Here is a 21,105-nt window from a genome sequence, read left to right as displayed (position 1 = left end):
CCGTCCGAGAGCCCGCAGGCCCCCGCCGCCCCCGCCGCCCCGGTGGCGGCCGCCACCTCCGGCGCCGCCATCCGGCTGGAGAACCTCACCAAGCGCTACCCGGGCAACCCGAACCCCTCCGTCGACGAGGTCTCGATGGAGATCAAGGCGGGCGAGACGGTCGTCTTCGTCGGCCCCTCCGGCTGCGGCAAGTCCACCACCCTGAAGATGATCAACCGGCTGATCGAGCCCACCTCCGGCCGCATCCGCATCGGCGACGAGGACGTCACCGACATGGACCCGGTCAAACTGCGCCGCAAGATCGGGTACGCGATCCAGTCCTCCGGGCTCTTCCCGCACATGACGGTCGCCGAGAACATCGCCCTGGTCCCGAAGATGACCGGCTGGTCCAAGTCGCGCGTCAAGGACCGGGTGGAGGAGATGCTCGACCTGGTCGGCCTGGACCCGCGCGAGTTCCACGGCCGCTACCCGCGCCAGCTCTCCGGCGGCCAGCAGCAGCGCGTGGGCGTGGCCCGGGCGCTCGCCGCCGACCCGCCCGTCCTGCTGATGGACGAGCCCTTCGGCGCCGTCGACCCCATCACCCGCGACCACCTCCAGGACGAGCTGATCCGGCTCCAGCACGAGCTGCACAAGACGATCGTCTTCGTCACCCACGACTTCGACGAGGCCATCAAGCTCGGCGACCGGATCGCCGTCCTGCGCGAGCGCTCGCACATCGCGCAGTTCGACACCCCCGAGGCGATCCTCACCAACCCCGCCGACGACTTCGTCTCCGGCTTCGTCGGCGCCGGCGCGGCCCTCAAACGGCTCAACCTGACCCGCGTGCGGGACGTGGAGATCGCCGAGTTCCCGACCGTGTCCGTGGACGACCCGCTCCAGCAGATCTTCAACACCCTGCGCGCCGGCCAGGGCAACGAGCTCCTGATGCTGGACCGGCGCGGCCGCCCGTACAAATGGCTGCGCCGCGGCGACCTGATGCGTGCCAAGGGCTCGCTGGCCCGGGCCGGACAGCTCGTGCACGACACGGTGACCCGGGACGCGACCCTGCACGACGCCCTGGAGGCCGTCCTCACCGACAGCGGCGGGCGGGTCGCCGTCACCGGGCGGCGCGGCGAGTACATCGGGGTCGTCGACATGGAGACGCTGATGAACTCGGTGCACGAGATGCTGGAGGCCGACCGGCTGACGGCCGCCGAGCACGCGCACGACCTCGAGGAGCTGCGCCACCACCGCACCGACCGGGACCTGGAAGGACTGCGGGACGACGGGTCGGACGGATCATGACCCCGCGCAACCCCGTCTCCCCCGAGCGCCCGCCCGGCGAGCACGAGGTCAAGGGCCACGTCTTCCGGGATCCGGAGCTGGCCGGGGCCGCCGATGCGGCGGAGCCCCCGCCGCCGGCCGCCCGCCCCGAGCGGCGCCTGACCTGGACCCAGCTGGTGACCCTGCCGACCGTGCTGGCGCTGGTGCTGCTGGCCACGTACCTGTGGATCACCAACACCACCCTCGACACGATCGCCGAGAACTCCCTCAGCGACGGCAACGTCGAGCTCCGGCTGTGGCAGCACATCCAGCTGACGGCCATCTCGACCTTCTGGGTGCTGGTCATCGCGATCCCGCTCGGCATCGCCCTCACCCGGGGCGGCATGAGCCGGGCGGCACCGCCGGTCACCGCGATCGCCAACATCGGCCAGGCCACCCCGGCCATCGGGTTGCTGGCCCTGCTCGTCATCTGGCTCGGCATCGGCCCCAGGACCGCGATCATCGGCATGGTGGCCTACGCCGTCCTGCCCGTGCTGTCCAACACCGTCGCCGGGCTGCGTCAGATCGACCCGCAGCTGGTGGAGGCCGCGCGCGGGATCGGCATGTCCTCCACGGGCACCCTGCTGAAGGTGGAGCTGCCGCTGGCCGTCCCGCTGATCCTGGCCGGCGTACGGACGGCCCTCGTCCTGAACGTCGGCACCGCGACCCTGGCCACCTTCGGCGGCGGCGGGGGCCTGGGCGACCTGATCACCTCCGGGATCCAGACCCAGCGGATGCCGGTGCTGGTGCTGGGCTCCGTACTGACCGTGTCGCTCGCGCTGTTCGTGGACTGGCTCGCCTCGCTCGCCGAGACCGTCCTGACCCCGCGCGGGCTGGAGGTGTGATGGGCCGGCTCGCCGTACGGACGGCCGCCGCGGGCTGCGCGGCCCTGCTGGCCCTCGCGGGCTGCGGCCTCAAGAGCGGGTCCCCGATGGTGGACGACGTCCTGCCGGGCTCGGTCGGCCAGGGAGAGCCGCTCAAGGGGGCCTCGCTCACGGTCACTTCGAAGAACTTCAGCGAGAACATCGTGCTCGGCCAGATGATCGGCCTGATCTTCAAGGCGGCCGGCGCGGAGGTGCTGGACCGCACCAACCTGCCCGGCTCGATCAGTGCGCGCGAGGCGATCGTGCAGGGCGACGCGGACGCCATGTACGAGTACACGGGCACGGCCTGGATCACCTACCTGGGCAACGACAAGCCGATCGAGGACCCGTACGCGCAGTGGGAGGCGGTGCGGGACGCGGACGTCAAGAACGGCGTGGCGTGGCTGCCGCCGTCCACGCTCAACAACACCTACACGCTCGCCATCAGCAAGAAGAACAACGCCAAGTACGGGCTGAAGACGATGTCGGACGTGGCGAAGCTGTCGCAGGAGGACCCGTCGGCGGTGACGGTGTGCGTGGAGAACGAGTTCGCCTCCCGCGAGGACGGACTGCCGGGCATGGAGAAGGCGTACGGGATGAAGATCCCGGCGGGCAACGTCATGAAGATGGACGCCGGGATCATCTACACCCAGGTCTCCAAGTCCGATTCCTGCCTGCTGGGCGAGGCGTTCACCACGGACGGCCGGATCAAGGCCATGGACCTGGACACCCTCGCCGACGACCGGCACTTCTTCCCCAACTACAACGCGGCGCCCGAGCTGCACGCGAAGACGCTGGAGAAGTACCCGGTGATCGCGAAGCTGTTGGACCCCCTGTCGAAGCGGCTGACGACGGAGGTCGCGCAGCAGCTCAACGCCAAGGTGGACGTGGACGGGCAGGACCCGCACGAGGTGGCGAAGGAGTGGCTGGTGGCGGAGGGCTTCATCAAGGAGGGCTGAGGTCCGTACGAGTGGATGCAAAGAAGTAGTTGCAAAGAAACCCTTGCACAGACTCCTTTGCAACTCTACGGTTGAGGCATGCCCGAGAAGAACGCCGATTCCCCGAAGCCCGCCGAGCCGCAGGTCCGCAAGCTCGATGCCCGCTCCCTGCGCGGCCTCGCCCACCCGCTGCGCATGCGCCTGCTGGGCTCCCTGCGCCTGCACGGGCCGGCCACCGCCTCCCAGCTGGCCGAGCAGCTCGGGGAGTCGAGCGGGGCCACCAGCTACCACCTGCGCCAGCTCGCCGCGTACGGGTTCGTCGAGGACGCCCCCGAGCACGGCAAGGGCCGCGAGCGCTGGTGGCGGCCCTCCCAGGACGGCACCTCGTTCGACGAGGCGCTGATCTACGACACCGACCCCGCCACGCGCGGCGCCGCGGAGGTCTTCCTGTCCGAGATCGTGAAGATCCACGAGCAGGAGCTGTCCGCCTGGCTGGGTGACGCACCCAACTGGTCGGTCGATTGGCGGCGGAGTTCCGAGCTCAGCGACTTCTCGCTCCAACTCACCGCCGAACAGAGCCACGAGCTGATCCTGAAGGTCCACGACCTGATCAACAGCTACCGCGACCTGCCGTCCTCGGAGGGCACGGAGACGGTCCGTTTCCACACGCACGCCTTCCCGGTCCGCACCAAGTAGCCGCCTCCCCACCCCCTTTCACAGAAGGAGTCCTGCCGTGCACGCCTTCACCCATGCCCGCGAACACGCCGTCCGCACCGCCGAGCTCGCCGCCGAGGCCGCCGCCTGGCACCTCGCGCACCGCAGTGCCGCGCCTGCCGCCGGCTCCCCGCCCGCGCTGCCCGCCCTGCGCAACCGGCTGGGCGAGGCCCTGGTCAGCGCGGGCATCCGCCTGATGGAGTCCGCGCACATCCACGCCCGCGTCAGGCGGCACGCCGTATGAGCCGCCGCCCCTTCACCGCCGTCCTCATCGCCAACACCATCTCGATAGCCGGGAGTTCACTGACCCTCATCGGCGTGCCCTGGTTCGTGCTCCAGACCACGGGCAGCGCCGGCCGGGCCGGGATCGTCGCCTTCTGCGCCACGCTGCCCGTCGCCGTGGCCGCCCTCGTCGGCGGTCCCGTCATCGACCGGATCGGCCGCCGCCGGGTCTCCGCCGCCTCCGACCTGATCTGCGGCCTGTCCGTGGCGGCGATCCCGCTGCTGCACTACGCCGGACTGCTGGAGTTCTGGATGCTGTGCGCGCTGATGGCCGTCGGCGGCCTCGTGCACACCCCCGGACTGGCCGCGCGCTACGTCATGCTCCCCCACCTCGCCGAGCACGCCGGCACCACCGTCGCCCGCGCCGCCAGCCTCTACGACGCCGTCTCGCGCGGAGCCCGCATGCTCGGGGCCGCGCTGGCCGGCGTACTGATCGCCACGGTCGGCGCCGAGTCCGTCCTGCTCCTGGACGCGGCCACGTTCGGGGCGTCCGCGCTGCTCGTCGCCGTGTTCCTGCGGGGGCTGCCGTCCGCCGAGCCGCAGCGGTCCGCCCAGAAGGTGTCGCTGGCCGGCTACCGGGCCGAACTCGCCGAGGGCTGGCGCTTCCTGGCCCGCGCACGGCTGCTGCTCGGCATCACCCTGATGGTGATGATGACCAACGGTCTCGACCAGGGCTGGTCCTCGGTCCTGCTGCCCGTGCACGGCCGCGAGGCGCTCGGCGGAGCCACCGCGCTCGGCCTGATGGTCGCCCTCTTCGGCGGCTTCGCACTGCTGGGGGCCCTGCTCTACGGGGTGTGGGGCGAGCGGTTCCCCCGCCGGACCGTCTTCGCCGCGGCCTTCCTGCTGTGCGGAGCCCCCCGCTACGCCGTCGCCGCCTTCACCGACACCCCGCTGCCGCTCGCGGTGACGATGGCGCTGTCCGGGCTGGGCGCGGGCGTGCTCAACCCGATCCTGACCACGGTGATGCTGGAGAAGGTGCCCGACGTGCTGCGCAGCCGGGTCTCGGGCGTGACCCAGGCGGGCTGCGAGCTGACGATGCCGCTGGGCGGGCTGGCGGCCGGGCTGCTGGTCGACGGGTTCGGGGTGGGCCGGGCGCTGCTGGTGTTCGGCGGGGTGTACTTCCTCGTCACGCTCTCACCGCTGCTCTTCCCCGTCTGGCGGGGCATGGAGGCGCCCGTGTCCCGGATCAGCAGGACGGAACCGCATCGCCCTTCTGCAGAGCCCGCAGCGCGTTCACCGCATCCGTCAGCGAAGTGACGGGGACCAGCCGCAGCCCCTCGGGGAGCTCGGACTTCGCGTCGGAGCACTCCGCCGCCGGTACGAGGAACACGCTCGCCCCGTCGCGCCGCGCGGCCTGGGTCTTCAGGGCCACGCCGCCGACCGCGCCGACCTCGCCGTCCGCGCTGATGGTGCCCGTACCGGCGATGGTGCGGCCGCCGGTGAGGTCGCCGCCGCTGCCGTTCCCGTCGAGCTTGTCGACGATGCCGAGGGAGAAGAGCAGCCCGGCGCTCGGGCCGCCGACGTCGGCGAGGTTCAGCTCGACCTTCACGTCCTTCGGGTCCTTGTGGAGGAAGCCGAGCGCGGCCTCGGAGGCCGTCGACTGCGACTTCGTCATCTCCTCCAGGTTGTGCTCCTCGATCTCCTCGTCGCTTCCGCCCGACGGGTACACCGCCTCGCGGGGCATGACCGCACGGCTGGTGTCGAACCAGTCCCCGAGCAGGTCGGGGAGGGTGACGGAGGTGGAGGGGCCGGTGGCCTGGATGGTGGTCATCCGCAGCTGGCCCGTGGTCTCCCGGGTGGGTGCTCCCGTGACCGTGATGACCGGCTTGCCGTCGCGGGAGCCGAGCACGTCGGCGGTGAGGCCCGGCTGCGCGACCACGAAGGGCAGCGGAGCGGCGGCCGCGACGGCGAACAGCGCGAGGACGGGCACGGCGCAGACCGCGAGGGCGGCGGGACGCGGCAGACGTGTGAGGCGAGAGAGCACCCGGCCAATCTAGCGCGGCCGTCCGGCAACGGGTCGGGCCGCGCCCCCTGAGGGGACGCGGCCCGGTCCTGACGTACTTCTGGCCCGGCTTCACGCCGGGCTTGTGCCCGGCTTCCGCCCGGCTGGTGCCCGGCGGTTCAGCGCAGGGCGTCGGCCACCTCTCGGGCGGCGTCGACCACGCGCGGGCCGACCCGCTCGGGCACGGCGTCCGACAGCATGACGACGCCCACGCTGCCCTCCAGCCCGGTGATCCCCACGAGGGGCGCGGCGGCGCCGCTGGCACCCGCTTCGAGCTCGCCGTGGGTGAGCGTGTACCCGGGCTCGATGAGCGTGCCCTGACGGGCGGCCAGGATGGCCCGGCCGGCGGCCCCGCGGTCGAGCGGGTGGCGGAAGCCGGCCCGGTAGGCCACGTGGTAGTCGGTCCAGGTCGGCTCGACGACGGCCACGGCGAGCGCTTCGGTGCCGTCGACGAGGGTCAGGTGCGCGGTGGCGCCTATGTCCTCGGCGAGCGAGCGCAGCGCGGGCAGGGCCGCCTCACGGACCAGCGGGTGCACCTGTCGGCCCAGGCGCAGCACTCCGAGCCCGACGCGGGCCCGGCCGCCGAGGTCACGGCGGACCAGGGCGTGCTGTTCGAGGGTGGCGAGGAGCCGGTAGACCACGGTGCGGTTCACACCGAGGCGGTTGGAGAGCTCGGTGACGGTCAGACCGTGGTCGGTGTCGGCGAGCAGTTTGAGGACGCGCAGTCCTCTGTCGAGAGTCTGGGAGGTTTCCGCGGTCACGACGCCTCTCCCTCTTTCGGTGGGCGGCGGTGACTCTCTGGGGATAGCGCCGCCGGTCCCTCGGCGACGCACGGAGAGGCCGCCGGTAGCGGCCATGGCACCGGCTGCGCTCCCGCAGCGGCGCTGCCACGGGGCGTTCGATGCGGGGACACTAGCGAGCAGGTTCGCTCAGCGGAAGGGCTCGTCCAGAATCCGGGCGCCTGCTGCCGGTTTATGCCGGTTGTGAACGCGGATCGCTGTCAATTCGTGACCTCCCGGGGCCCTCGGACCCCGGCGCCGCCGACCGCCGGCGCGGGGTCCCGTACCGCGTGAATCCACCGCGAAACGGGGCCCGTACGAAAGTCCACAAAGACCCCGTTTCGATTCCTGGAGAAAGACCCACAGGAGACCCGCGGAAGACTCGCAGAAAACCCGCGGAAGGCTTTACGGAAAGCCTGTGGAAGACCCGCGGAAGGCTCCTGAAAAGCTCCCGAAAAGCTCGCGGAAAGCTTGCGGAACCCCCTGCGGGAAAATGCCTCAGCGCATCCGAGTGGCCCATTCCTGGACCTTTTTGATCCGCTCCCGCAGCTGCCCGGCCGTCGCCTCCGCGCTCGGCGGTCCGCCGCAGACCCGGCGCAGCTCGGTGTGGAGCACCCCGTGCGGTTTGCCGCTCTGGTGGACGTACGCGCCGACCATGGTGTTCAGCGACTTGCGCAGCTCCAGCAGCTCCTTGTGCGAGACCACCGGGCGCCGGTCGGCCGGCAGCTCCAGCAGGTCCGCCTCCGTGTCCGGCTTGCGCCGGCTGTGCGCGATCTGCCGCGACTGCCGCTTCTGGAGCAGCATCTGCACCTGGTCCGGCTCCAGCAGTCCCGGGATGCCGAGGTAGTCCTGCTCCTCCTCGCTGCCCGGGTGCGCCTGCATGCCGAACTCGGCGCCGTCGTAGAGCACCCGGTCGAAGACGGCGTCGGACTCCAGCGCCTCGAAGGACATCTGCTCCTCGTCGCCGGTGTCCTCGTCCTCCTGCTTGTTCGCCTCCTCCATCTCCTTCTCGGAGTCGGCGTACGGGTCCTCCTCGCCCTGCTTCTTCGGCTTGTCGAGCACGTGGTCGCGCTCGACCTCCATCTCGTTCGCGAAGCCCAGCAGGTAGGGGATGGTCGGCAGGAACACCGAGGCCGTCTCGCCGCGCCTGCGCGAGCGCACGAAGCGTCCGACGGCCTGCGCGAAGAACAGCGGGGTGGAGATGGTGGTGGCGTACACGCCGACCGCGAGCCGGGGCACGTCGACGCCCTCGGACACCATGCGGACCGCGACCATCCAGCGGTCGTTGCTCGCGGCGAACTCGTCGATCCGCTTCGAGGCGCCCGTGTCGTCGGACAGCACGACGGTGGCCTTCGTCCCCGTGATCTCGCGGATCAGCTTGGCGTAGGCGCGCGCCGAGTCCTGGTCGGCGGCGATGACGAGCCCGCCGGCGTCCGGGATGCCCTTGCGGACCTCGGTGAGCCGCCGGTCGGCGGCGCGCAGCACGTTCGGCATCCAGTCGCCGCGCGCGTCCAGCGCGGTGCGCCAGGCCTGGGAGATGGCGTCCTTGGTCATCGGCTCGCCGAGGCGTGCGGCGATCTCGTCGCCCGCCTTGGTGCGCCAGCGCATGTTGCCGCTGTAGGAGAGGAAGATGACCGGCCGGACGACGCCGTCACCGAGCGCGTTCCCGTAGCCGTAGGTGTAGTCGGCGGAGGAGCGCCGGATCCCGTCGTTGCCCTCCTCGTAGGCCACGAAGGGGATCGGGTTCGTGTCGGACCGGAAGGGCGTGCCGGTCAGCGCGAGGCGCCGGGTCGCCGGGTCGAAGGCTTCGAGGCAGGCCTCGCCCCAGGACTTCGAGTCACCGGCGTGGTGGATCTCGTCGAGGATGACCAGGGTCTTGCGCTGCTCGCACCGGTTGCGGTGCAGCATCGGCCGCACGCCGACACCCGCGTACGTGACCGCGACCCCGTGGTAGTCCTTGCTCAGCGGGCCCGCGGAGTAGTCCGGGTCCAGCCGGATCCCTATCCGGGCGGCGGCTTCCGCCCACTGCTTCTTCAGGTGCTCGGTGGGCGCGACGACGGTCACCTGCTGCACCACGTGGTGGTGCAGCAGCCATGACGCGAGCGTCAGCGCGAAGGTGGTCTTCCCGGCGCCGGGGGTGGCGACGGCGAGGAAGTCGCGCGGCTGGGTCTCCAGGTACCGGTCCAGTGCACCCTGCTGCCAAGCTCGCAGGGCGCTGGCGGTACCCCAGGGCGCACGGCCGGGGAAGGCGGGTGAGAGGTGGTGGGAGGCGGTAGTAGTCACGGTCTCCGGTTCGGGCTCTCGGCGGCGTATCCACCCACGTGCAGCGGTACGGGCAGCGGTGCGGACACTGGTACGGGCAGTCGTACGTAGGACAACCGGGCCACCTTACCGGCCCGGGCCCGCCCCTCGCGGAGGGACAGGCCCGTGACCTCGGCCCGTGCGGCGAGCGTCACATTCCGCGGGACATTCCGCGGGTCAGCGAGCGAATCGCGGGAGCTGCGCGGCGATCTTGGGCACGTCCAGCGAGCCCTGGCACACGTCCAGCACGAAGCGTTCGGCCTCGTCCACGTCGAAGCCGGCGTCCAGGGGGTGGCCGTTCACGTGCAGGAAGACCCAGGTCGCGTACCAGGCGATGCGCTTGTTGCCGTCCACGAGGCTGTGGTTGCGCGCGAGCGACTCCATCAGGGCGGCGGCCTTCTCCCAGATGTCCGGGTAGGCGTCCTGACCGAACACGCTCGACCGCGGGCGCGCGAGCGCCGAGTCGAGCAGCCCGTAGTCACGTACCTCGCTGGTCCCGAGCCGCTCCGCGAGGTTCAGCACCTCGGGCAAGGTCAGGTAGCGGGTCACGCAAGCCTCCGGTTCAGCTCACCGCTGACCTTCAGGACGTGCTCGGCCGCTTCGTCGAACAGCCGGGAGTGCTCGTTTACGGCTCTCATCACCGCCTCGTGCGCGAACGACTGCATGCTGCGGCCTTCAGCCTCCGCGCGCTCGCGCAGGGCGTCCAGCTCTTCTTCGGTGAACCTGACGTTGAGACCGGCCATGCGCCGATGGTACCGCGCGGTACCGCGCGGTACCAGCCGGTGTCAGTCGACTTTCAGCACGGTCCGCCACCACGGGGGCCCCGTACCCTCGGCTCCATGTCACGCCGTCCGAGGAAACCCCGCCTGCTGGTCACCGAGGGGCGTTCCTACCTGTGGACGTTGCGCCACGGCCACCCCAAGGACGAGGCGGGCCGGCCCGCGGGCTGCCGCCAGACCCTCACGCTGTTCGCACTGCCCGCCGGCACCGGCGGCCCGCTGCGCATCGTCTTCGCCCCCGGGCCGGACCGGTACGTCCCGGGCGGTGCCCCCTTCGGCTCCGGAGACGTGGGCCTCGTCCGGGGCCCGGACCTGAACCTGCACGAACCGGGCGCCGTACGGGCCCTGCTCGACGCGGCGCTGGCCCGCGGCTGGCAGCCGGAGGCACGGCAGGGGGAGCAGGCGCGCCGGCCGGTCGAGATGGACGGCTGGACCCTGCTGGAGGCGGCGGCAGCCGCGAAGGCGGAGGCCGCCGATCCCGGGGGTCCGGTCAGGCCTTGACGGTGTCCTCGGCTCCGGCACCGGCACCGGCTCCCGCCTCCGCCGCGGCTGCTGCTGCGGCTGCGGGGCCGGCTCCCGGGGCGGGGTCCAGGCGGGTCGCCACCCAGGCCCCCACCAGCGCCACGCAGGCCATCGGCAGGAAGACCACCACGAACGCGGCCGGGTGCGAGGCCCCGCCCCCCTCCGCCACGGAGTGCGCCGCGCCCACCGCTCCACCGCCCAGCGCGGCGAACGCCGCGCCGCCGGCCGCCAGCAGCACGACGTTCGCCAGCGCGTCCGAGATCTGCAGCGAGGCGGAGTTGGCCCCCGCCTCCGCCGGCGCCGACAGCTTCAGCAGCAGCACGCTCGTGGAGCCGATCACCAGGCCCATCCCCAGGCATCCCAGCGCCCACACCAGCGCCAGCGTCCACACCGGGACCCACGCGACGAGCACCGCCGGCGCCCCCGCGATCGCGGCCGCGACGAAGACCATGCCCAGCACCATCAGCCGGGTCCGGTACGGCGCCATCCGGCCCTTCGACTGCACCCACGAGCCCGCCGCCCACGTCACCCCGCCCAGCGCGAGCGAGAACCCGGCCAGGGTCGGGCTGAGCCCCCGCTGGGTGACCAGCATCAGCGGTACGAAGCTCTCCGCCGCGATGAACGACCCCGCGGCCACGCCCCGCAGCAGCACCACCGACGGCAGCCCGCGCCGCGCCAGGTAGGTCCCGCGGGGCAGCAGCCCGAGCACGGCGGGCACCAGCAGGGCCGCCCCCGCCAGCCCGGGCAGCAGCGACAGCCACTTCAGGTCCTGGGCGGCGTACTGGAGCAGCCCCGCACCGGCCGAGATCCCGAGCGCGAGCCGGATCCGGCGCCGGTCGAACGCGGCGGGCGGAGCCTCGGGGTCCACCGGCCCGGAGGCGGTCCGACGGATCGCCGGCAGGGCCACGGCCAGCGGTACGAAGACCAGCGCGGGTATCCCGAGGAAGACCCAGCGCCACCCGAGGTGCTCGGTCACCGTGCCCGAGGCCAGCGGTCCGACGATCGAGGGCACGACCCAGCTCGCGGCGAAGGCCGCCATGATCGCGGGCCGCAGCCGCTCCTCGTAGGCCCGGCTGACGACCACGTACAGGGCGACGATGACGAGCCCGCCGCCGAACCCCTGCACGGCCCGCCCGAGCACGAAGATCCACATCGCGCCGGCGGTCCCGGAGAACACCAGCCCGGCGGCGAAGCCCACGATCCCCACGGCCAGGGGCCGCAGCGGCCCCTGCCGGTCGGCCCACTGCCCCGAGAGGACCATGCCGAAGAGGCTGGTCGTGAAGTAGGCGGAGAAGGCGAAGGCGTAGAGCCCGATCCCCTCCAGCTCCCGGGCGGCCACGGGCATGGCGGTCCCGACGGCGGTGGCCTCGAAGGCGATCAGGAAGATCACGGAGATGATCCCGATGCTGAGCGTCCGGTAGGCGGGCCCCATGATCCCGCCCTCGCCCTGCGGGCGGGCGGGTATCGGGGCGGGGTCGGGGGCTCGCTGCGGGAGGACGCTCATCGCCCCAGCGTAAGGTGCGTGGCCCGGTATCGACCCTGTCAATAAGGTGGATCCCGCCTCGGTCCCCAGCCCTAGGTCATACGGCGGACTGTGAACGCGGCATGGCAGTCGCGTTGCACCCGCCGCGCATCCCTTCCCCACCCGCCGACGCCCTCGTACGGTCATGCACATCACCACCCAGCCGTGTGCCCGAGTGGTTGAGGGACTCGCCTGCAAAGCGAGTTACGCCGGTTCGATTCCGGTCACGGCTTCTGATGGCCCGACCAGCCAAAACGGATGGGCGGCACCCCACACGGGGTGCCGCCCATTTGGCCGTTCGTCTCAGTTTCCGTCTCAGTTGCGCCAAGAGCACGCCCCCACCGCCGGGTGGGGCAGGCCGGCCGAAGGCAAGCGGCGGCAGGAGCTACGACTGGATGGCTGGCAACTCACCCGGCACATTGATAGTGAAGGTCGGCTCCGGTAGCTGCTCCCCACGCTGCCTGGAGACCCAGTAGATACGCCTTCGGGGTGGCTGGACTTCGTACTCCAACAGGTCCGCCCCAGAGTCACCCGGAAGACTGCTGGCAGCCACGACCCACAGTCCTTGGCGTTCTTCCACTGGCCGGACGGGGCACCCGGTCAACTCAAGGTCCCACGCGTCAGTCACACCGTTGTCGCGGCCATCATGGACAGTGATGCTTCCCTCTACTCGGTGGGGTAGTGGGCGCCCCGCCTGTTGCGCTTCGTAGTTCTCCGAAAGCTCCTTGATGGTGAAGTCCTTCTGCAAGAAGAGACGACGAACCCGCTGCTCAGGGAACAACAGGCTGGAGCCCGCCGCGGTCGGCCTCTGCTCAACCGCGACGTACAAGTCACCCTGGCAGTCGAGAGTGACATGAGATTGAGCGTGGTTCTGCACCTCGATGCATGCCTGGAGGACGATTCGCTCTTCCTGCATGGCGGGGAAGTGCCACTCGTACCCGTTAGGCCACGGGTTCACCGGCATGCCGTGGGGCGTCCAGGCGAGCGGTGGCCACGGCACTTCGTGGATTCGGACACTGACAGTCGGCGCCTGCCCGTCCAGCCGCGTACGGGCCGCGTCCAGCGCTACAGCTTGAGAGGCAATGAGGGCCTGATCGGCAGTGGCAAGAGCCTGTTGTGCCGTCCCAAGAGCACGGCGAGTGAGAATCGACCGCCAGGTGACCGCGAAGAAGGCGGCCGCTGTGGCAGTCGCGGAGAGCGCGGTCCAGAAAGTGTCGGACATGGCTGGTGATTTTCGTACTCACCGGCCCGTGGCGCCAGTCCGCTGGTCCGGGCGATGCTCGAACGCCTCGGTGGTTAACTGGCCCGTGGGCAGCCGCAAAAGCGGCTGCCCTGGACGTAGTTCAGTTGTGCGGGCTCTCGTCACCAGATACGTGGGCCGAGCAACCGTGCCGTGAACGCGGTCCAGGCCCTGGGCGACAGGTACTGACCAGCGGCCGAGCACGCACACTAACGGTGGGTGCGGAAGACCCCATCTCTTCCACACCCGCCCGTCACGGAATCCATTTCTCCAGGTGACCACCCGAGCAGTCGGGACACGGGACCTTGAACGTGCGGCGGCAGGTCACGCAGCCAGTGAACCCCGCGCAGTCTGGGCACCAGACGGCACGCCACCCGGCGCAGTAACCGCAGCAGCTCGTGGGATGACCCACAGGCTTCGGCTTCGCTGCTGGGCGCTTCTGTCCCCGCTTGGGTTGCGCGGGGGTCGCCATCAGTGGCCGATCGGGTGACGGCGAATGAAGATGTTGCAGTCGGTCACGGTGGTCCAGTCGCCGCCCGTGTAGGCCCGGTCTCGCGCCGCCACCAGCTCGACGCAGCCAGCGCAACCCTCCACCGGATCGGGGTCCGGCTCCAGACGGAGCGGCAGCTCCTCCATCATCGCTTGGTAGGTCCTGGGTTCTTTCCTCGACTGGGTCATGTCCGACTCCTCGCGTCGTCTACTGACGACAACGCTAGGAATTGATCATGCCCAGGCCCAAGAGAGTTCTACGCAGTTGCACGCGACTTCTTAGCCCAGCGCCGCGAGGGCGGTAGCCACGCACGCACGAGCATCCGAGCCGTACACGGCCAGGTCTCGAAGATCCCCGAAGGCCCTCATGTACATGCCCACTTCGCTGGGCGCGGTGAGGGTCACCTGAGCGGTGAGAAGTTCCACATGCACCCGCTCGTCGTCGAAGATGTCGAAGGTCTCCAGGGTCCACATGCTTCGCTCACTGGCCGCGAAGGGGATCACGCCGACCGAGACAGCGGGCAGCGACATGACCGACAGCAGGTGTCCGAGCTGACCGGCCATGCACTCCGCGTCGCCGATCTGGTACCGCAGGACGGCTTCCTCGATCAAGAAGATGAAGCGGTGCCCAGCCCCCTGGAGGACGTGGGCTCGCGCCATCCGGGCAGCCACGGCTTCGGGGATGTCTCTCGGTGCTCGGTGGAACCTCCCGATCACGCCCAGCAGGGCAGATGCGTATGCCGGCGTCTGGAACAGGCCGGGCATGACGTGCGAGGCGTAGCCGCGATGAAGCTTGGTCCGCTCGTACAGCGGGACGCGGGACTCCTGGAGACGCCGCAGGCCTGTTCGCTGGAGACGCTTCCACTCCAGGTACATCGAGTCAGCCGTGCGCGAGGTGGCGATGATGTCCGGAGCCTGGTCGTCGGCACCACACCCAGCGCACCAGTCGCGGATGTCCGCGTCGGCCGGGGGCGTGATCGCGTTCTCGATCCGCGACACCTTGGACTTGTGCCAGCCGCAGCGTGCCGCCAGCTCATGCCCTTTCAGCCCAGCGTCGAGGCGGACCTCCCGCAGACGTGCCGCGACGGCCTTGCGTGCGTTCTCGACGCTGGATGACTGGTAGCTGGGCATGGGCTGGCGGAGGGCTGACGCGGGTCAGACCGTGAACTCCTCGTGGGGTGTGGAACGGTCCCAGACCGACTCGAACGCGTCGGCGCACATCTTGACGACCTCGGGGTCGTCGTTCAGCTCGTGGCCCACGAACGACCCGTCGCCGGAGAAGTGGCCGAAGCGGATGAGGCGGTCATCGAACAGCCAGAAGTCGGCACCCGGAAGAGCGAGCGTGGCGGCCTCGGGGCGAGGGAGCCAGCGGATCAACTCCCCGGCCCCGACGTTCAGGTACGTACCCGCGTGCTCGTACCGGATGTACGCGCTGACCGGCACGGAGACGATGCGGGCACGGCGCATGACGACGCCACGGCCGACGGCTTCCTTCACCAGGTCGAGCCACGGGCGGCGGCTCTCGACCGACTCGGGGCTGATCCCGCCAAGCTCCCGCCACATGGCGAAGTCCTCGTCCTCCGAGGCGATGCCGTACGAGTCGCGCAGCTCCAGGTGGACGGCCGACCTCTGGCACCCCGCAATCAGCTCACCGAACGGCGGCACGCTGCTCGGCTTCATCACACGCCTTCCTGATCTGGTCCACCATGCTTACCGGGATACGCACGACGCCCTCATGGTCCGGGATGCCGCCCACGGTGAGGCATTCCGTTTGCGTGGCCTCGTCAGCCTTCACACCCTGGATGACGAGATCGGCCGACGTGTCGTCCACCCACACGCTGGGGCAGTTGTCGCCGTTGCTGTTGGGGTCCTTGCCGAAGAACAGTAGAGCCATGGCCTTGCACTCCTGACGAGTCAGTTGCGTCTGGTTGCACGAGCGTCGCCCGCACGAATGAGCATCGTCAAGAGTGCGTCGCAGAGCACGAGAAAGCCCGGTCACTCACAAGGAGTGCCGGGCTCACGGTAATTCCTTTCGCAGGGCGCGCGCCCCAGAGGCGAGCAGCCGAGGCCTCATGGTGGTCAGATTCATTGATTGCGTCAATACAGTGGCTCTGAACTGCGGCTTTAGAACTAATGGTTGGGCGAGGCGAGAACCTCATCAGGTCTCTCAACACCACCGAGCGGGGCCCAGGCGACGCTTCTCACAGGCCCCGTTGCTCTGCTTCTTCATCGAGTGGGCTTCTGGCGTGCCAAGACAATCAGGCGAAGCGGGTGCCCGGACGCCAAGGCGCCCGGCCGCGGCCGGCGGGGCCGGCCGCGGGTCCGGGCCTTGGGTCAGGCGTTGGGCGATGCCACTGCCGCCGAGGGGCGGATCGGGAGCCGGTTGACCGGGCGGCCCGTGGCCGCGCGGACCGCCGAGGCCACCGCCGCCGGGGAGGTGACCACCGGGACGGCGCTCGCCGGCTTGGCCCCGAAGGGGGCCACCACGTCGCGCTCCTCGACCAGCTTGACGATGCGGACCGTCGGGGCGTCCAGCGACGTGGGCAGGGCGTAGCCCGTCAGGTCGGGGTGGCGGATCAGGCCGGAGGCCGTGCGCAGGTTCTCCGTCAGGGACGCCCCGACGCCCTGGATGACGCCCGCCTCGATGCGGGCCGCCAGCTGGCGGGGGTTGAGGACGCGGCCCACGTCCTGGGCGACCGCGAGTTCGACGACGCGGACCGAGCCCAGCTCGATGTCCACGTCCACCACCGCGCGGATCGCGCAGAAGGCGAGGCCGACGAAGGCGTCGCCCTGCCCGTCCGCGTCCAGCGGCTCGGTCGGGTGGGGGCGGCACTGGGCCGTCGCCCAGAGTTCCTTGCCCTCCATCGCCTCGGCGACCGTCGTGGAGAAGGCGCCGTCGTACGAGGTGATCCGGCCGTCCGCGATCTGCAGGAGCTCCGTGGACATGCCGAGCTTGTGGGCCATCGGCTGGAGGAGCTGGGTGCGGACCATCTTCGCCGCCCGCTCCACCGCGCCGCCCGAGACCCACGTGTGGCGGCCGTGCGCCGAGGGACCCGCCGGCGGCTGGTCGGTGTCGACCGGGGCCACGACGACCTCGTCCACGCCCAGGGTCTCCTGGACGATCTGGCGGGCGAGCGTGGAGAAGCCCTGGCCGGTGTCGACGGCCGCGCAGATGACCGTCGCGGTGCCGCCGACCACCTTGACCGTGGCCGTGGACACCTCGTCGGTGCCCTCCGCGCCGAGCATGTGGACCATGCCGACCCCGTACCCGACTCCGCGCCGCACCGCGCCCGGCTCGCCCGCGCCCTCCAGGCCGCCGGGGAGCAGCCAGTCCTCCTCCGGGGTGTCCTTCGGGAGCGGCGGGAGCTCGTAGTCGCGGACCGCGCGCAGCAGTTCGGCGACGGGGGCGGGGCAGGTGACCGTCTGCCCGGTGGGCAGCAGGTCGCCGGTGGCCAGGACGTTGCGCAGGCGCAGTTCCGCGCCGTCTATGCCGAGGGCGGCGGCGAGCTTGTCCATCTGGCCCTCGTACGCCGCGCAGACCTGCATGGCGCCTTCGCCGCGCACGTGGCCCGACGGCGGGTTGTTCGTACGGACCGCCCAGCCCTCGACGAAGGCGTGCGGGACGACGTACGGGCCGCACGCGAAGGCCACGGCCGCCGCGAGGGACTCCGAGGAGGCGTCGGCGTAGGCGCCGCCGTCCATCAGGATCTGGGCCTCGACCTTGACCAGGCGGCCGTCCGCGTCCGCGTGGTGGCGGTAGCGCAGCAGCGTCGGGTGGCGGTGGGGGTGGCCGAGGAAGGACTCCTCGCGGGTGGCGGCCAGCTTCACCGGGCAGCCGGTGCGCAGGGCGAGGAGGCCCAGCGGGAGCTGGAAGGCGGCGTCCTCGCGGTCGGCCGTCGCGCCCGGGACGCCGGTGACGACGACGCGCACGCGGTCCGGTTCGAGTCCGAAGCAGGCGGCGGCGAGGTCGCGGTCGGTGTGCGGGTCGGTGGAGGCGGTGTAGATCTCCACGCCGCCGTCGGGGCGCGGCACGGCCAGCCCGGCCTCGGCGCCGATGGGCGCGGGGTCCTGGCGGCCGATGCGGTAGAGGCCCTCGACGACGACTTCGCCGGTGGCCTCCGGGTCGCCGTAGCGCAGCGGGATGTGCCGGATCAGGTTGCCGTCGGGGTGCAGGGCGGGGGCGCCGAAGGCCTGTTCGGGGTCGGTGACCGGGTCGAGGAGCTCGTACTCGACGGCGATCGCGGCGGCCGCGAGGCGTGCGGTGTCCGGGTGGTCGGCGGCGACGGCGGCGATAGGCTCGCCGTGGTGGCGGACCACGTCGTGCGCGAAGACGGGCCGGTCGGCGATGCGGCGGCCGTGCGTGGTGGCGCCGGGGACGTCGGCGTGGGTGACGACGGCGCGCACGCCGGGCATCTCGGTGGCGGCCGTGGTGTCGATGGACAGGATGCGGGCGTGGGCGTGCGGGGAGCGCAGCACGGCTGCCCACAGGAGGCCCTCGGCCCACAGGTCGGCGGCGTAGGGGAAGGTGCCCTCGGTCTTGGCGCGGGTGTCGGTGGCCGGGACGGACGCGCCGATGCCGCGCGGGACTTCCCGCGCGGCGGGGTCCGTGCCCTCGGGGGGCGCCGCGGAGACCCCGGTGGACCCGGTGGACCCGGAGAGCGCCGATGCCGTGGCCGCGTCGTGGGCGCTCACGCCGTGCCTCCCTGCTGGTTGCCGTGCCCGTGCAGGCCTTGGTTGCCCTGGTTGCCCTGGTTGCCGTAGTGGCCCTGCGTGCCCTGGTTCCCGGGCATGCCCGGCATTCCGTGGACGCCGCCCTCGCCGGGCGGGGCCTGGTGCGGGATCCGCGCCTCGGCCGAGGCCGCCGCGGCCGCTTCCGACGCCGCCTCGCGCTCGGCAGCCACCTCGCGCACGGCGTCGATGACGCCCGAATAGCCCGAGCAGCGGCAGAGGTTGCCGCACAGGGCCTGGCGGGTCTCCAGCTCGCTCGGGGCGTGGTTGCCTTCGAGCAGGTCGTGGATGGTCATCGCCATGCCGGGCACGCAGAACCCGCACTGCACCGCACCCGACCTGCACAACGCCTGCTGCACGTCCGACAGTTCCCCGTCGGTCGCGAGACCTTCCACGGTGCGGACCTCGCTGCCCGCCGCCGTCGCCGCCGGGACGAGGCAGGAGGCGACGAGCCGGCCGTCGACCTGCACGGCGCACGCCCCGCACTCGCCCTGCGAGCAGCCGTCCTTGGCGCCGGCGAGGCCGAGGCGCTCGCGCAGCACGTAGAGGAGGGACTCGCCGATCCAGGCGCCGGTGACCGGGCGGTCGGCGCCGTTGACGCGCAGGACGTAGGAGGCCGGCGGGTGCTCGTGGTGGGCGTCGGCCGCGGCGTCCGCCGCATCCGTGTCCTCTTCGCCGTACGTCGCCCCCTCGGACCCCGCCCCTGCGGCCTGCTCCGCCGAGGCGGTCGCGACAGCGCTGTCGGCGGTGTCCGAACCCGGTGCGAGCGCGGCCCCGGCTCCGCCGTAGGTGTGCGCGTCCCCGGCCGCCTCCGCGTGCGCACCCTCGGGCACGGCTCCGGCGGCCCCGGCCTCCGGCGCCTCGGCGGCCTCCGCCTCGGTCCCCGGATGCGGCCGCTCCCCCGTCACCGGGATCCGCGCCGGGCCGTGGGCGGCTTCGATGTCGTGCGGGGCCGGGTAGGCCGGCTCCCCCTCGGGGCCCGCGGACTCCGCCGGGAGCGGCGTACCGACCCCCGGGCCGCCCAGCACGCGCGGTCCGCGTCCCGGGCCGCCCGCGAAGCCGCCGGCGCCGGATCCGGACGCCGCGGCGGGAGCACCCGGCAGCGCCCCCGAACTCAGGGCGTCCTGGCCCGGCTGCTGCGCCGCGTATCCGCGCGCGCCCTCGAAGTCGGGGTGGCTCGCCCACGGCGCCGCGGCCCCGCCCGGCAGGGTCGCGGGGGCCTGGCTCCAGTCGGCCGACGCCGCGAGCTGCCCGAAGCTGCCCGTGTCGCCCGTCCCGCCCGGTGTCCACACATCGCTCGCGGCGGCTTCGGGGAAGTGCCACTCGGCGGTCTCGCTCGATTCGTGCGCGCCGCCGGCGTTCGTCCGGGCGGCCTCCGCGGCCGGCTCCGGGGCGGGCTCGGCGAACGCCGCGGCCACCGAGGCCGGGAGCGGCACCGAGGCCGGGATCGGGGCCCGCGCGGCGACGGCCTGGGCGGCCGCGTGACCGGCGACGGCCGCGGCACCCGCGCCCGCGTCGGCCGGGGCCGGGGCGCCCGCCTCGGGCCACTGCACGGGCATCGTCCAGGTGCCGGTGGCCGACGGGTCGGTGCTCGCCGTGCCCAGCGGCACGATCATCGGCGGCGGCACGTAGCCGTGCCCGGGAGCGGCCAGCGGCTCCCCGGTGCCGAGCGCGTCGAGCATGTCCTGCGGCAGCTTCACGAAGGCCGTCGCGTCGGAGTCGTACTCGCCGCCGTGCGGCACCGGCTCCCAGCCCCACGCGGGGCCCGTGTTCTCGTTCTCACTCATGAGCTCAGCGCCCTCCCCAGGGCCCTCCGTGCCAACACGGCCACCGTCCGCCGCAAATGCAGTACTCCGGGAGCCACCGGCTCCCCCTGGTCGGGTACGCAGGCGGCCGCGACGTACTCGCCGAAGGCTTCCAGCGCCTCGGGGGCCAGGCTGCGGTCCCCGTCCCAGTCGATCAGCGAAGCCACCCACTGCTCGGCTTCGAGCGGGCGCAGCGGCATCGGGGCGACCGCGCCGATCGCGCAGCGCACTCCGCGACGCGCCGGGTCCAGTACGAGTCCCACGGACGCCACCGCACGACCCGGTCCGGTGCGGCCCGTCGCCTTCAGGAACACCTGCGGCGCGTGCAGCAGCGGCACCCGTACGAAGCCGATCAGCTCCCCGGGGCGCAGCATCTCCCGGCCGGCCAGCAGGTGCGAGACCGGGATCTCGCGGCGCGATCCGCCCGGCCCGACGATGATGAGCACGGCCTCCAGCGCGGCCAGCACGGGCAGCGCGTCACCGGTCGGGGCGGCGGTGGCGATGTTGCCGCCCAGCGTCCCGGCGTTGCGGATCTGCGGGGGCCCGGCGGCGCGCGCGGCGGCCGCCAGGGCCGGGATCAGGGCGGCGAAGTCCGGCCGGCCCATCCTGGCGTGCGTGAGGCCGGCGCCGAGGAGCGCGTGGCCGTCCTGGTACTGCCAGCCGCGGATCTCGTTGATCCGGCCGAGGCCCACCAGGGCGGCGGGGCGCAGCAGTCCGGCGTTGACGGCGGCCATGAGGTCGGTGCCGCCGGCCACGGGGACGGCGGCGGGCATGGCGGCGAGCGCCGCCACGGCCTCGTCGAGCGAGGTCGGCAGCGTCACGGACTGCGCCGCGTTCCC

General features: G+C 72.1%; 21 protein-coding genes and 1 tRNA gene. 8 read left to right on the top strand and 14 right to left on the bottom strand.

The features are described from left to right. Window positions 1–42 precede the first annotated feature (42 nt). The 6 genes from DRB89_RS11260 (at window position 43) to DRB89_RS11235 (ending at window position 5,356) form a co-directional block, all read left to right on the top strand. The gene (locus DRB89_RS11260) at window positions 43–1,284 is read left to right on the top strand and encodes a betaine/proline/choline family ABC transporter ATP-binding protein (protein WP_112453319.1); all 1,242 of its coding nucleotides are present in this window, start codon (window positions 43–45) and stop codon (window positions 1,282–1,284) included. Continuing rightward, complete coding sequence (locus tag DRB89_RS11255) at window positions 1,281–2,147, top strand: ABC transporter permease (RefSeq protein ID WP_112448139.1); 867 nt, start codon at window positions 1,281–1,283, stop codon at window positions 2,145–2,147. The genes DRB89_RS11260 and DRB89_RS11255 overlap by 4 nt, the downstream gene beginning before the upstream one ends. Beyond that, window positions 2,147–3,124: a glycine betaine ABC transporter substrate-binding protein gene (locus tag DRB89_RS11250; protein WP_112448138.1), complete on the top strand. Its 978-nt coding sequence runs from the start codon at window positions 2,147–2,149 to the stop codon at window positions 3,122–3,124. Before DRB89_RS11255 ends, DRB89_RS11250 begins: the two co-directional genes overlap by 1 nt. Before the next feature lie 78 nt (window positions 3,125–3,202). Next, window positions 3,203–3,799: a helix-turn-helix domain-containing protein gene (locus DRB89_RS11245; protein WP_112448137.1), complete on the top strand. Its 597-nt coding sequence runs from the start codon at window positions 3,203–3,205 to the stop codon at window positions 3,797–3,799. A gap of 37 nt (window positions 3,800–3,836) precedes the next feature. Further along, the gene (locus DRB89_RS11240) at window positions 3,837–4,061 is read left to right on the top strand and encodes a hypothetical protein (RefSeq protein WP_112448136.1); all 225 of its coding nucleotides are present in this window, start codon (window positions 3,837–3,839) and stop codon (window positions 4,059–4,061) included. Continuing rightward, on the top strand, window positions 4,058–5,356 hold the full coding sequence (locus DRB89_RS11235; RefSeq protein WP_112448135.1) for an MFS transporter: 1,299 nt from the start codon (window positions 4,058–4,060) through the stop codon (window positions 5,354–5,356). Before DRB89_RS11240 ends, DRB89_RS11235 begins: the two co-directional genes overlap by 4 nt. Here DRB89_RS11235 and DRB89_RS11230 read toward each other — a convergent pair. From DRB89_RS11230 to DRB89_RS11210, 5 genes are all read right to left on the bottom strand, one after another. Then, window positions 5,286–6,083 carry a S16 family serine protease gene (locus DRB89_RS11230; RefSeq protein WP_112448134.1) on the bottom strand — a complete coding sequence of 266 codons (798 nt, stop codon included), beginning with the start codon at window positions 6,081–6,083 and terminating at the stop codon, window positions 5,286–5,288. The genes DRB89_RS11235 and DRB89_RS11230 overlap by 71 nt on opposite strands. Window positions 6,084–6,220: 137 nt before the next feature. Beyond that, a complete protein-coding gene (locus DRB89_RS11225; RefSeq protein WP_112448133.1) occupies window positions 6,221–6,862 on the bottom strand; it encodes a helix-turn-helix domain-containing protein in 642 nt (213 codons plus the stop codon). Window positions 6,863–7,378: 516 nt separating this feature from the next. Continuing rightward, window positions 7,379–9,163 (bottom strand): DEAD/DEAH box helicase, encoded by a 1,785-nt coding sequence (locus DRB89_RS11220; protein WP_112448132.1) that lies wholly within the window; start codon window positions 9,161–9,163, stop codon window positions 7,379–7,381. A 195-nt stretch (window positions 9,164–9,358) separates the two neighbouring features. Next, the gene (locus DRB89_RS11215; RefSeq protein WP_112448131.1) at window positions 9,359–9,730 is read right to left on the bottom strand and encodes a Fic family protein; all 372 of its coding nucleotides are present in this window, start codon (window positions 9,728–9,730) and stop codon (window positions 9,359–9,361) included. Continuing rightward, entirely contained in the window at window positions 9,727–9,924 is a 198-nt protein-coding gene (locus tag DRB89_RS11210) for an Arc family DNA-binding protein (RefSeq protein ID WP_112448130.1), read from the bottom strand. Before DRB89_RS11210 ends, DRB89_RS11215 begins: the two co-directional genes overlap by 4 nt. Before the next feature lie 96 nt (window positions 9,925–10,020). Here DRB89_RS11210 and DRB89_RS11205 point away from each other — a divergent pair, with 96 nt between their 5' ends. After that, on the top strand, window positions 10,021–10,461 hold the full coding sequence (locus tag DRB89_RS11205) for a hypothetical protein (RefSeq protein WP_112448129.1): 441 nt from the start codon (window positions 10,021–10,023) through the stop codon (window positions 10,459–10,461). Here DRB89_RS11205 and DRB89_RS11200 read toward each other — a convergent pair. Continuing rightward, entirely contained in the window at window positions 10,451–11,986 is a 1,536-nt protein-coding gene (locus DRB89_RS11200) for an MFS transporter (RefSeq protein ID WP_112448128.1), read from the bottom strand. The genes DRB89_RS11205 and DRB89_RS11200 overlap by 11 nt on opposite strands. 179 nt (window positions 11,987–12,165) lie before the next feature. On the opposite strand from DRB89_RS11200, the gene DRB89_RS11195 reads away from it, so the two are divergent. Next, a tRNA-Cys gene (locus tag DRB89_RS11195) sits at window positions 12,166–12,237 on the top strand. Between the two features lie 152 nt (window positions 12,238–12,389). On the opposite strand, the gene DRB89_RS11190 is transcribed toward DRB89_RS11195, so the two are convergent. The 8 genes from DRB89_RS11190 to DRB89_RS11155 all read right to left on the bottom strand — a co-directional run bounded on the left by DRB89_RS11190 (window position 12,390) and on the right by DRB89_RS11155 (window position 21,039). Beyond that, window positions 12,390–13,226 (bottom strand): hypothetical protein, encoded by an 837-nt coding sequence (locus DRB89_RS11190; protein WP_112448127.1) that lies wholly within the window; start codon window positions 13,224–13,226, stop codon window positions 12,390–12,392. Window positions 13,227–13,715: 489 nt separating this feature from the next. Then, window positions 13,716–13,922: a hypothetical protein gene (locus DRB89_RS11185; RefSeq protein WP_112448126.1), complete on the bottom strand. Its 207-nt coding sequence runs from the start codon at window positions 13,920–13,922 to the stop codon at window positions 13,716–13,718. 90 nt (window positions 13,923–14,012) lie between these two features. Next, window positions 14,013–14,864, bottom strand: a complete 852-nt coding sequence (locus DRB89_RS11180; protein WP_112448125.1) for a helix-turn-helix transcriptional regulator — start codon at window positions 14,862–14,864, stop codon at window positions 14,013–14,015. A gap of 24 nt (window positions 14,865–14,888) precedes the next feature. Further along, the gene (locus DRB89_RS11175; RefSeq protein ID WP_112448124.1) at window positions 14,889–15,413 is read right to left on the bottom strand and encodes a DUF6879 family protein; all 525 of its coding nucleotides are present in this window, start codon (window positions 15,411–15,413) and stop codon (window positions 14,889–14,891) included. Further along, a complete protein-coding gene (locus DRB89_RS11170) occupies window positions 15,382–15,627 on the bottom strand; it encodes a hypothetical protein (RefSeq protein ID WP_112448123.1) in 246 nt (81 codons plus the stop codon). Before DRB89_RS11170 ends, DRB89_RS11175 begins: the two co-directional genes overlap by 32 nt. A gap of 440 nt (window positions 15,628–16,067) precedes the next feature. Then, window positions 16,068–18,425 carry a xanthine dehydrogenase family protein molybdopterin-binding subunit gene (locus tag DRB89_RS11165; RefSeq protein ID WP_112448122.1) on the bottom strand — a complete coding sequence of 786 codons (2,358 nt, stop codon included), beginning with the start codon at window positions 18,423–18,425 and terminating at the stop codon, window positions 16,068–16,070. Further along, entirely contained in the window at window positions 18,422–20,248 is a 1,827-nt protein-coding gene (locus DRB89_RS11160) for a (2Fe-2S)-binding protein (RefSeq protein WP_112448121.1), read from the bottom strand. Before DRB89_RS11160 ends, DRB89_RS11165 begins: the two co-directional genes overlap by 4 nt. Continuing rightward, window positions 20,245–21,039: an FAD binding domain-containing protein gene (locus DRB89_RS11155; protein WP_239516767.1), complete on the bottom strand. Its 795-nt coding sequence runs from the start codon at window positions 21,037–21,039 to the stop codon at window positions 20,245–20,247. Before DRB89_RS11155 ends, DRB89_RS11160 begins: the two co-directional genes overlap by 4 nt. Window positions 21,040–21,105 lie beyond the last annotated feature (66 nt).

Origin of the sequence: Streptomyces sp. ICC4 (genome assembly GCF_003287915.1) — a bacterium.
GTDB classification, from domain to species: domain Bacteria; phylum Actinomycetota; class Actinomycetes; order Streptomycetales; family Streptomycetaceae; genus Streptomyces; species Streptomyces tritrimontium.
Note: the sequence above shows the minus strand (reverse complement) of the source record. Positions and strands in the feature narration are given on the sequence as shown.

Coding starts and splice junctions, on each gene's coding strand:
- DRB89_RS11255 (WP_112448139.1), top strand. CDS start 1,281: ATGACCCCGCGCAACCCCGTCTCCCCCGAGCGCCCGCCCGGCGAGCAC.
- DRB89_RS11250 (WP_112448138.1), top strand. CDS start 2,147: ATGGGCCGGCTCGCCGTACGGACGGCCGCCGCGGGCTGCGCGGCCCTG.
- DRB89_RS11245 (WP_112448137.1), top strand. CDS start 3,203: ATGCCCGAGAAGAACGCCGATTCCCCGAAGCCCGCCGAGCCGCAGGTC.
- DRB89_RS11235 (WP_112448135.1), top strand. CDS start 4,058: ATGAGCCGCCGCCCCTTCACCGCCGTCCTCATCGCCAACACCATCTCG.
- DRB89_RS11210 (WP_112448130.1), bottom strand. CDS start 9,924: ATGGCCGGTCTCAACGTCAGGTTCACCGAAGAAGAGCTGGACGCCCTG.
- DRB89_RS11205 (WP_112448129.1), top strand. CDS start 10,021: ATGTCACGCCGTCCGAGGAAACCCCGCCTGCTGGTCACCGAGGGGCGT.
- DRB89_RS11200 (WP_112448128.1), bottom strand. CDS start 11,986: ATGAGCGTCCTCCCGCAGCGAGCCCCCGACCCCGCCCCGATACCCGCC.
- DRB89_RS11190 (WP_112448127.1), bottom strand. CDS start 13,226: ATGTCCGACACTTTCTGGACCGCGCTCTCCGCGACTGCCACAGCGGCC.
- DRB89_RS11185 (WP_112448126.1), bottom strand. CDS start 13,922: ATGACCCAGTCGAGGAAAGAACCCAGGACCTACCAAGCGATGATGGAG.
- DRB89_RS11180 (WP_112448125.1), bottom strand. CDS start 14,864: ATGCCCAGCTACCAGTCATCCAGCGTCGAGAACGCACGCAAGGCCGTC.
- DRB89_RS11175 (WP_112448124.1), bottom strand. CDS start 15,413: ATGAAGCCGAGCAGCGTGCCGCCGTTCGGTGAGCTGATTGCGGGGTGC.
- DRB89_RS11170 (WP_112448123.1), bottom strand. CDS start 15,627: ATGGCTCTACTGTTCTTCGGCAAGGACCCCAACAGCAACGGCGACAAC.
- DRB89_RS11160 (WP_112448121.1), bottom strand. CDS start 20,248: ATGAGTGAGAACGAGAACACGGGCCCCGCGTGGGGCTGGGAGCCGGTG.
- DRB89_RS11155 (WP_239516767.1), bottom strand. CDS start 21,039: ATGCCCGCCGCCGTCCCCGTGGCCGGCGGCACCGACCTCATGGCCGCC.